Below are 9228 nucleotides of genomic sequence, written 5' to 3' on the forward strand. Positions count from 1 at the left end.
TTGGTTAGCAGAGCTATCAATTCCGCCGGCTCTTCTGCCTTCAACCGGAAGGTGTTGATCAGAATGACGCGGCGCTGTTGTTTCGGCATCACGAAGCCCTTCCTTCCACGTGCGGCTGTGCGTCTTCAGAACCTGAGGCCGCCGCAGCTTGCAGCACGGCTTGCAGTTCCTGGTCGAGACGCTGCGCGACGACGTCAACCAGCGGGTCGCCGAACTGGCGGAAAACGGCGGCGGGCCGGTCGTACTCGAACGCCGAGCCTTCTCCGTCCTCTCGCAACAGGACGCGGATGGGTGCGTAAATCCCGGCGGAAAGCTGGTGGCGGGTCATCTTCGAGGCCGTAAGCGGGTTGCCAATGTCATACTGGATGGAGCGCCGCTTCTGGCCTGCGATCGCCAACAGCGCGCCATGGTCCCGGAAGCCGAAAATCGACAGGTTCGCCGAAGCTTCGAGCTCGCGCAAAGCGCGCTCGGCCTCGCCGTATCGCAGTAGTGTGAATATCCCATCGTCGATCCGCGGGACGAGGCTCTCAAGCCTGGCCTTCGTCTCGGTGAAGGGATTGGCGGATCGGATGGTGATGTGCTCGTTTGTGAACGGGCGTGTCTCGACCGTGGGGGTGGCCATTGGCTGTCTCCAAATGATGAGGGGCGGGATTTCGAGAGCGATTAGAAGGTTATTGACTTGCCCTGAGGACCTTCTCCACCCGCGCCGCGAGACCAAGGAGCGCGCGATCCTCGCTTTCTGGCCCGTCGAGCTCGAGGCCGATCGGGAGGCCATGGCTGTCAAGGCCGATCGGCAGGCTGAGCCCGGGTAGTCCAGCAGCGCTGGCGGGAATGGTGTTGTTGGCCAATGCCCGGAAATCAACCGCCTGGCCGCCCACGGTGAATTGCATCTGGCGCTCAACCCTCGGTGCCGTGCAGGGCGTCGTCGGGAAGATCAGCGCGTGGGCACCATGCCGCGTGAAAATCTCGCTCATGCGTTCCTTCACCGCCAGGCGGTCGGCAGTCAGGGCGTGATAAGCCTGCTCACTCAGGTAGCCCGGCGCGCCGGGTATGACGAAGTGGTCCCAGGCGTCCTTGACGCCTGCGCGCAGACCCACGTGCAGATCCTTGAAGGCGACGGGGATCGCGTGTCGCTCCAGGAAGTCGCTCAGCGAGGCCTTGGTCTCGCGGAAGAAGAGGCTCCACGTGGTCCGAAGGGCCAGCGCCTGGAAGTCCCCACCGAGATCGATCTCGACGATTTCGGCCCCCGCCTCGGCGAGGCGCAGGAGCGTGTTGCGGAACCGCGCCTCGACCTCGGGGTCCACTGGGTTCAGGTACTGGCGCGGCGCAAAGGCGAAACGGGTCCCCTTGAGATCGGCGCGAGAGTCCAGCTCCGCCGCCGGCGCACCGGTGACGACCTGATCGATCAGGACGCAATCCTCGACGCTTCGGGCGAAGACCCCCGTCGTATCGAGTGTGTGAGAGATCGGCGCGACCCCTGCGCGCGGCCAGCGGCGGGTTGTCGGCTTGAACCCCACGACGCCGCATAGGGAGGCGGGGACGCGGATTGACCCGATCGTGTCCCCGCCCAGCGTCGCCGGAGCGAGGCCGGCGGCGACCGCCGCCGCCGAACCGCTCGACGAACCGCCGGTTACATGGTCGGGCGCATGCGGGTTTCCGACCTGGCCATAAGGGCCGTTGTCGCCTGTCAAACCATAGGAAAGTTCGACCAGGTTGGTCTTCCCAAGCACGATCGCGCCCGCCGCCTTGAGCGTCGCAATGGCGTCCGCGTCCTCAGTTGGCTGGAAGTCTCTGAGCGAACCGACTCCCAGCGTCGTGCGCAAGCCGGCCGTGAGATAGCTGTCCTTGATGCCGAGGGGAACACCGAGCAGCGGCGCGTTCACGCCCTTGGCGCGGGCCTTGTCGGCTTCGCGGGCTGCGGAGAGGGCGCCAGGCTCGTCCAGGGTGATGAAAGCTCTCAGGCCCTCTTTCCGCCGCGCCTTGGCGAGAAGGGCAGAAACATAGTTTTCGGCGCTGATCTCGCCCCGGCGAATGGCTTCCGCCGCGCCCGACACGCCCAGCCGTGTGAGTTCTACCGCTTCTGGCACATTGGCATCGATGGCTCTGGTCTGCTGGTTCAGCATGAGCCTCTCCTCTCATTAGTAATCAGTTAGATGTTGCATGACATCTATTTGGATGTCATATAACATCTAACCTGTCAAGGCTCGTTCGTGAGCGGTAGCGAGGAAGCGTCGTTGAGGAAGTCAAACAAGGAAGCCGCTGAAACCCGGCGCGCCATCGTCACCGCGGCCGCAGACTGCATCCGGCGCACGGGCATCGCCGGGGCCAGTCTCTCGGACGTTATGGCTGCCGCCGGCCTCACCCACGGCGGCTTCTACAAGCATTTTCGCAACAGGGAGCAGCTGATAGCCGAGGCGCTCGTCGCTGCGGGCAACGCATCTGCGGACATGCTCGGGAAGGTCCGGGCAGAAAAGGGGCGGAACGCTGCGTTGGACCGCTACCTGTCCCCTGAGCATCGCGATGCGGGTACGCCTACCTGTCCAATGGCGGCGTTGGGGAGCGAAGCTGCCCGGTCCTCAGGTAAGACGCGGGCGGCGGCGGTGGCTGTCGTCGAAGAGATGATCGACGCGCTGGTCGAAGATCGATTTTCTGGGGAGGCCCGCGGCGAAGCCATGGTGGACTACGCCACCATGATCGGCGCAATGACCTTGGCCCGAATCGCGTCGGGGACGCCACTATCGGAGGAAATCCTTGAACGTGCAAGGAAGCGCCTGCGTCGATAGGCGCGCCCCGTCTGGACAGCGCCGTGACCGGCCCACTCGCGGCCTGCGGGCTGAACGTCCGTTACGGAAGACGGCCGCCCCAGCGTCGGTGCAGGACGGCCGGTTACGGCGCCGATAGCGATCCGAGCCGCAGGAGCTAGGCCGGCAGCCTTTGTTTCCAGCATAGCCCCGATAAGGGTCGCTTCGGCCAATTTCGGGGGCACCAGTTGGTCGTGTGTCCGCATTCTCGTTACACGGCCGTTCCATCATAGTTCCTTTCAGGTTGCGAGGGGGGCGGCGGCGGATGTCCGTGCCGTCTGCTGTGTTTTCAGGGTGGAATCAAACGGCCTCGGTCGCGGCGGCTTGCCGGACAAGCGCCGCGATCACCTCCACAAGAGGTGTCTTGCCTTTGACGCTGTTCTGTCCGTTATCTTTGAAGTCGATCCAGCCTTCGTTGAAGCCGTCGAGCATGCGCATGCGCGGCTGTGGGTTACGCGTACCCTGGGCACGGAACAGGCCCTCCCAGCTTTCCCGCGGGACGATCTCCACCCGCACCGGATGCCCGAGTGCCGACGCGAAGGCATTGGCGAGATCGTTGGGCGAGACCCGCGACGGGCCTTCAAGTTCCACGACCCGCTTGCCGGTCCACCCCTCGCGGATCAGATCGGCGGCAAGCCGGCCGATATCCTGCGTCGCCACCATGGCGAAGGTCTTGTCAGCCGGCTGGAGGAAGCTGTGCAGCACGCCTTCGTCGCGGGCCGGCGCGACGTCCCAGGCCGCATTTTCCATGAACCAGCCGGGCCGCAGGAAGGTGACGGGAAAATCGAGCTCGCCGAGGGCTTCTTCCAGCATCGCCCGTTGGCTCAACAGATTGTCCACTTCCCCGTCGGCGCCGATGGTGGAGAGGCAGACGACCCTTTCCGGGCGCGCAGCAAGGAGAGCGGTCGTCAGCACCTCATTCTGCTTGGCCGCTTCCGGATAGCCGGGCGCAGGGTCGAATTCCGACGGCGGCAGAATGAAAACGCCAGTGGCGCCCTTGAAGGCGGCAGCAAGCTGGGCGGCGGCGCCCATCTCGGCGAAGGCGATTTCACACCCGCGCTTGCGCCAGATTTCCGCCTTGGCGGGATCGCGCAGCACCGCACGGACCGGTTCTCCGGCTTCGATCAGGGCTTTCGCCAGCGCGCCGCCGACCTTGCCAGTTATTCCTGTAATCGCATACATGATATGTCTCCTTGTGTTGAAATCGGGATGGATCAGGCGAGGCCGTCGTAGAGGCCGCGCTCGAATGTGCCGTAGAGCTTCACGACCTTTTGGTCGTAGAAGGGCAGGAGCTGGGTGAAGATGGCGCCGGTCACCTTCCTGACCGGGTCGAGCCAGAAATAGCAGTTGAGCAGGCCGGCCCAGGAAATGCTGCCTGCCGACCGACCGTTCGGACCGGGCAGCGTGTTGATGTCGAACGAATATCCCCACTTGTGGGGCTCGTCGGGAAACTGGTCGAAGCTCTGCGAATAGGCAGGCTGGGCAGTCCTCATGGCATGGACGTCGAGGTCGCCGATCTGGTTGCGCATCATCGACGCGACCGTTTCCGGCTTCAGCACCCGTACGCCTTTATGAGTGCCTCCGTTCAGCAGCATCCGCAGGAAGGCCATGTAGTCGCGCGGCGTACTGAAGCCGCCGCCGCCGCCCATGAAGAATTCCGGCCGCTGGGGCATTTCGAAGGGCGCGGGCGTCAGGCCGCCGTCTTCGCGACGGTTGTGGAAGGTGGCGACCCTGGCCTTCTGCTTGCTTCCGATCAGGAAGCCTGAATCGGTCATGCCGAGCGGGGCGAAGATGTTCTCGCGGAAATAGACTTCCAGAGACTGGTCGCTGACCGCCTCAACCAGCTTTCCGACCCAGTCCATGCTAATGCCGTATTGCCAGCGTTCGCCGGGATCGAATTCGAGCGGTGCCAGAAAGGCGCCGTTCTTGCACGTGGCGATGTCCGGCATGCCGGTGACGTTCTCGTAGCGGGTTAGTGCATCGCTCCAGATCGAATAGGTATAGCCGGAGGTGTGTGTGAGCAGGTGACGCACCTTGATGGCCAGCTTGGCCGGGCGCAGGCGCGGCTGGCCGTGGCCGTCGAAGCCCTCCAGCACCATCGGATTGGCGAGTTCCGGCAGATATTTCGCCGCATCGTCCTCGGGATTGATCCTGCCCTGCTCGATTAGCTGCATGCAGGCCGTGGCGGTGAAGGCCTTCGTCATGGACAACAGCCAAAATACCGTATCAGCGCGCATCGTTGCTCCGGTGGCCGTACTGGCCTTTCCGAAGGTTCCTTCGTAGATCATGCTGTCTGGTCCTGCCGCGGTGGCAACGACGCCGGCGACGATCCCGTCGCGCACCGCCTGTTCCATGGCCATGTTGATGGACTTGAAGTTGCCGGACCGCGCTTGCCGGTTGGCCGCCAGTGCGTGAACCGGCGTGTTCACCGCGGCGGCGCCCGCCGCCAGCAAAAGGCCGCCACGCGCCAACAGGCTTCTGCGTGAGATCGCATTCATGGATGAATTCCTTCTCGCAAGGTCGGAGACTTCCGCGGTCCGGTGTGCCGCCGGCGCCGTCCCGGCGCTCAAAAATCATCTATGGGAAGCGACGCGATGATTCACGCGCAATAAGATCAAAGATAAGATGACTCAAAATCATCATGATGGGCTATTAACGATCATCGACCTTGCAACGGAGTTAGGGCATGAGTTTCGACACGCGGCTGCTGACCGGGGTCGGTGTTTTCGGGGCGGTGATGGAAGCGGGCAATTTCGTGCGGGCCGCGGATGTTCTCGGTCTCACGCCATCGGGGGTCAGCCGTGCGGTGGCGAGGCTCGAACAACGTGTCGGTGTCAGGTTGTTCGACCGCAATCCGCGCGAGGTCGCGCTGACGGAGGAGGGCGCGCGCTTCCATGCCCGGATAATGCCGCTGCTGGCCGGACTGGAGGAGGCGGCCTCCGAAGCCGCCGGTTCGGCGGCATTCGTGGGCGGGCGGCTCAGGGTATCGATCGATCCCTGGTTCGCGCGAATGGTGCTGGCGCCGAGGATCGGTGAATTCCTGGCACGCTACCCCGCACTGTCGCTCGATCTGACCACCAGCAACTATCGCGAAGAGTTGATGAGCGGCGCGGATGTCGCCGTGCGCTTCGGTCCGCCGGACGAATCCTCGCTGATCGCGCGCAAACTGCTGGACGTCCCGGTGCTTACCTGTGCCGCCCCAAGCTATCTCGACCGTCACGGCATTCCAGCCACGCCCCACGACCTGATGCACCACGATTGCATCCTATTCCGCGACCCGCAGACCGGGCGGCCGTTCACCTGGGAATTCCGAGGGGATAACGGGGCCATCGAGATCAAGGCGTCGGGGCGGTTGGTCTTGGACGATCCCTCCGCCGCCGTCGCGGCCGGTCTCGCGGGGCAAGGCATATTCCAGAGCCTTGCCATCGGCCTGGACGAGTGGCTTGAGAGCGGGGCGCTCGCGACGATCCTGGCGGAATGGTCAGACGAGCAGTTTCCGCTTTACGCCTATCATCCGTCACGCCACATGCCGCCTGCAAAAGTGCGCGCTTTTCTGGATTTTGTTCAACGGATCGCGGCGGAGTAGCGCGGGGCATTCTTGCCGCACGGCCCTAGCTGCCGCCGGAAAAAATGCTTGCTGCCTCGCATGATGGTGTTCCATATCGGTCATATGAGCCGACGGGGAGCCGGTCACCATCGGTCGAGCGGCCGAAATGCAATCGACGCCTCAGCCGCTGGATATCATCGCCTGGTCGGGCCGCTTGAAATTCGGAATTGGCTCTTATCTGCTTTTTCGTGATGACTTGCCAAAATCTTTAGCCGACAGACCACATGCCAACGGAAGTCCAAAGTCTCCCGTACCCAGCCACGTCAGCCTTTGGTCCTGATCTCATCTGACGCCAGGATGTCTGTGATTCACCGGATGCCCGGCGCGCCTTACCGCGTAAGTCTGCCTTCTTGGCCTCGCTTTCCAGAACCTGCCAGTCTCCTTCCGGCCCCAAACCCGACATTTAGAGATGGCCTGAGGGAGAACCGCTTTTGGTGCAACTTTGACCTTGTCGGCATCCGAGTTCGTGCAGCTGAACCCAGGTCGCTCTGGATCCTACGGGCGTCATGTGGTGGGACAAAAACATTGAAAAACATTGGAACAGATTTGAATGCTGCGCGGTCCCACCGACCTCTAACCGCTTGATTTGATTTATTTTCCAAACATCCTCCGGGCCCACCATTATCTTATTTATCAATAAGGTATCGTGTTTTATTTGCCTCGGTTAGCCAAATCAGGTTGACGAATCCGTCGATCTCCTTGAATTCATTGATTTATAATGGGCTCCCGAGGACTGCCGATCAAACTGCTTTACAACACGGGGCGGCGCGAAAGGAATCGAACTGCCCGCAATGCGCTCGTTCCATCCGTTTCGGGCGGGTGCAGTCCTTCGGCGCGATAGCGGGCTAACTCTCAGCAAATATGTGCGCCGTGCTCCCGGGCTGACCGAGCCTCCAGATGCGGGCTATGCAGCGACGCATCTCGTCAGCGGTGGCCCCGCCTCGAAATTCGGCAAGACGTATGGCCTTGGCTTCCAGTTCCTGTTTCGAAAGGGTGTTGCCGGGATCTCCCTTGGGCTCGTCGACGCGGGCATTGAATTTGCGGCCGTCAACCGTCGTGACGCTCACCTTGCCGACCCACTGCTTGGGATAAAGGGTGTCGACCTCGGCGTCGAGTTCCATCCGCACCTTCGCGCGGAAGCGTGCGACGCGGGCGTCGGCAAGCGCGTGGTGTTCGAACGCGTCGAGGTCGGCGACGCCGTGAACAGCGATCAGCCCCAAAACCGTGCCCATGGAGAACTTCGCCTGGGTGGACGGTTTGCGGAGTGACCACCGCGCCCAGGACATCGATGGCTCCCTGATGGACATGGGTCACCACGCCGGTGATGTCGTCCGGACCGAGCCCTTCGCGGCGCATGAGAGACTGCAGCGCGTCGGCGGCCGGATGAGTGTGCCGGCAGGCTGCGTGCCATTTGAAGGAGGTCTCCTCGGTTGCCCAACGGCTGCCGAGCCCGTCCGTCAGGCGGGCCGGATCGGCGTCGCTGGACATGCCGGCAGCCATTCCTTGCTGGCCTTCGAGGATCCGCGCGGCGCCCTTGAAGCCATCGCGCGCCAGATAGGCAGCGAACAGACCGTTGGCGGCCGCTCGCGCGGTATGGAGTTGCTTGGAATCGGCAGCGTCACGCAGAAATTCCCAGAGACCTGCCGCCTGCGTACCGGCCGAGCCGACAGCATGGTTGAGCCCGGCTGCGTCCAACCCGATCAACCTGCCGACCGCCGCGGCTGCTGCCACTGCGCCAGCCGTGCCGGTGGTGTGGAATATCTCGTAGTGCGAGCGTCCGAGGAATTCTCCCACTCGAATGCCCACTTCATAGCCGGCGATGCAGGCAGTCAGGACTTCGCGGCCGGTCTTCTCCTCAGCCTCCGCAACCGCCAAAACGGCCGGAAAGATCACCGCCGCCGGGTGAAAGACCGAGCCGTTGTGAACGTCGTCCTGTTCCACGACATGGGAGGCCGCCGCATTGACCATCGCTGCGAAGTAGGGGCTTGTGCGCCGCCGCGTCGGGATGATGGTGCTTGGGCCGTCCGCCGGCCCCATGGCACGCGCAAAACCGTCGATCATCTCGACCTGGTGCGCGCCCTTGCCGGCCAGCGCCGAGCCGAGCCAGTCGATCATCAATCCTTGCGCGAAATGAACGACGCGCGGCGGGATCTGTTCGAAGTCGAGTTCGGCAATGAAGGCGCAGAGCCTGGCGGTTGGCCAATCGGCGGTGTCCAGGCTCATCCGTTGCTCCTCCCCTGCATGCCCTTTAGACCAAAGCGGCCCGGCGCAGGACCTGCCTTGCGCGCTCGATGACCGGCCGATCCACCATTTCGCCGTTCACCTGGCTAGCTTCGCCGGACGAGGCTGCGCCGACGATGTCTCGTGCCCATGTGATGTCATTATCGCTCGGGCGAAAGCCACTGCGAATCGGCTCGATCTGCCTCGGGTGGATGGCCATCTTGCCGCCAAAACCCATCTTCATGGCGTGGCGGGCGTCATCCTCGGTGATTTCGGGACTGTTCAGGTCGGTCGTTACGCCGTCAATCGGCGCGGCCCGGCCAGCGGCGCGCGAACGCCAGACGATTTCGTTACGAGCCGCAAGCAGGATCAGCCGATCATGCGCGCAACCGAGATCGAGCGAGAAGTCGACCGAGCCGAAGGCGACGGCAACGACGTTGGGCATGGCCAATATGTCCGGCAAGTTGGCGAGACCGACGGCGCTCTCGACCAGCGCGATGACGGAAACGCTGCGTGCCATGTGCCTGGCCATATCGGCAATGTCTTCCGGACGTTCGGCCTTGGGCAGCATGACGGAGACGCCGTCAAGGCGCCGCACGG

General features: G+C 63.3%; 8 protein-coding genes and 1 pseudogene. 2 read left to right on the top strand and 7 right to left on the bottom strand.

Going from position 1 to position 9228, the window contains the following annotated elements; translation table 11 throughout:
• Positions 1 to 88 precede the first annotated feature (88 nt).
• Together EN964_RS14860 and EN964_RS14865 are read right to left on the bottom strand one after the other, a co-directional pair.
• On the bottom strand, positions 89 to 622 hold the full coding sequence (locus EN964_RS14860) for a DUF302 domain-containing protein (RefSeq protein ID WP_127269695.1): 534 nt from the start codon (positions 620 to 622) through the stop codon (positions 89 to 91).
• 49 nt (positions 623 to 671) lie between these two features.
• Positions 672 to 2123: an amidase family protein gene (locus tag EN964_RS14865; RefSeq protein ID WP_127273204.1), complete on the bottom strand. Its 1452-nt coding sequence runs from the start codon at positions 2121 to 2123 to the stop codon at positions 672 to 674.
• Between the two features lie 87 nt (positions 2124 to 2210).
• Between EN964_RS14865 and EN964_RS14870 the strand changes: the two genes are divergently transcribed.
• Positions 2211 to 2783, top strand: a complete 573-nt coding sequence (locus EN964_RS14870) for a TetR/AcrR family transcriptional regulator (protein ID WP_127269699.1) — start codon at positions 2211 to 2213, stop codon at positions 2781 to 2783.
• 318 nt (positions 2784 to 3101) lie between these two features.
• On the opposite strand, the gene EN964_RS14875 is transcribed toward EN964_RS14870, so the two are convergent.
• Both EN964_RS14875 and EN964_RS14880 read right to left on the bottom strand, forming a co-directional pair.
• Entirely contained in the window at positions 3102 to 3983 is an 882-nt protein-coding gene (locus tag EN964_RS14875; protein WP_127269701.1) for an NmrA family NAD(P)-binding protein, read from the bottom strand.
• 32 nt (positions 3984 to 4015) lie between these two features.
• Positions 4016 to 5299: a serine hydrolase gene (locus EN964_RS14880; protein WP_127269703.1), complete on the bottom strand. Its 1284-nt coding sequence runs from the start codon at positions 5297 to 5299 to the stop codon at positions 4016 to 4018.
• 188 nt (positions 5300 to 5487) lie between these two features.
• On the opposite strand from EN964_RS14880, the gene EN964_RS14885 reads away from it, so the two are divergent.
• Positions 5488 to 6387, top strand: a complete 900-nt coding sequence (locus tag EN964_RS14885; RefSeq protein WP_127269705.1) for a LysR family transcriptional regulator — start codon at positions 5488 to 5490, stop codon at positions 6385 to 6387.
• Positions 6388 to 7253: 866 nt separating this feature from the next.
• Here EN964_RS14885 and EN964_RS38550 read toward each other — a convergent pair.
• The 3 genes and pseudogenes from EN964_RS38550 to EN964_RS14895 all read right to left on the bottom strand — a co-directional run.
• Positions 7254 to 7715, bottom strand: coding sequence for a hypothetical protein (locus EN964_RS38550; RefSeq protein ID WP_306244649.1), 462 nt, complete (start codon positions 7713 to 7715; stop codon positions 7254 to 7256).
• Between the two features lies 1 nt (position 7716).
• Positions 7717 to 8631: pseudogene (locus tag EN964_RS14890) on the bottom strand (MmgE/PrpD family protein); the annotation flags it as partial.
• A gap of 25 nt (positions 8632 to 8656) precedes the next feature.
• Positions 8657 to 9228: CoA ester lyase (locus EN964_RS14895; protein ID WP_127276485.1), on the bottom strand; the 572-nt coding region annotated here is incomplete at its 5' end.

Origin of the sequence: Mesorhizobium sp. M7A.F.Ca.CA.001.10.2.1 (assembly GCF_003998575.1) — a bacterium.
Taxonomy (GTDB): Bacteria; Pseudomonadota; Alphaproteobacteria; order Rhizobiales; family Rhizobiaceae; genus Mesorhizobium.

Coding starts and splice junctions, on each gene's coding strand:
- EN964_RS14880 (WP_127269703.1), bottom strand. CDS start 5,299: ATGAATGCGATCTCACGCAGAAGCCTGTTGGCGCGTGGCGGCCTTTTG.
- EN964_RS14865 (WP_127273204.1), bottom strand. CDS start 2,123: ATGCTGAACCAGCAGACCAGAGCCATCGATGCCAATGTGCCAGAAGCG.
- EN964_RS14885 (WP_127269705.1), top strand. CDS start 5,488: ATGAGTTTCGACACGCGGCTGCTGACCGGGGTCGGTGTTTTCGGGGCG.
- EN964_RS14875 (WP_127269701.1), bottom strand. CDS start 3,983: ATGTATGCGATTACAGGAATAACTGGCAAGGTCGGCGGCGCGCTGGCG.
- EN964_RS38550 (WP_306244649.1), bottom strand. CDS start 7,715: ATGTCCATCAGGGAGCCATCGATGTCCTGGGCGCGGTGGTCACTCCGC.
- EN964_RS14860 (WP_127269695.1), bottom strand. CDS start 622: ATGGCCACCCCCACGGTCGAGACACGCCCGTTCACAAACGAGCACATC.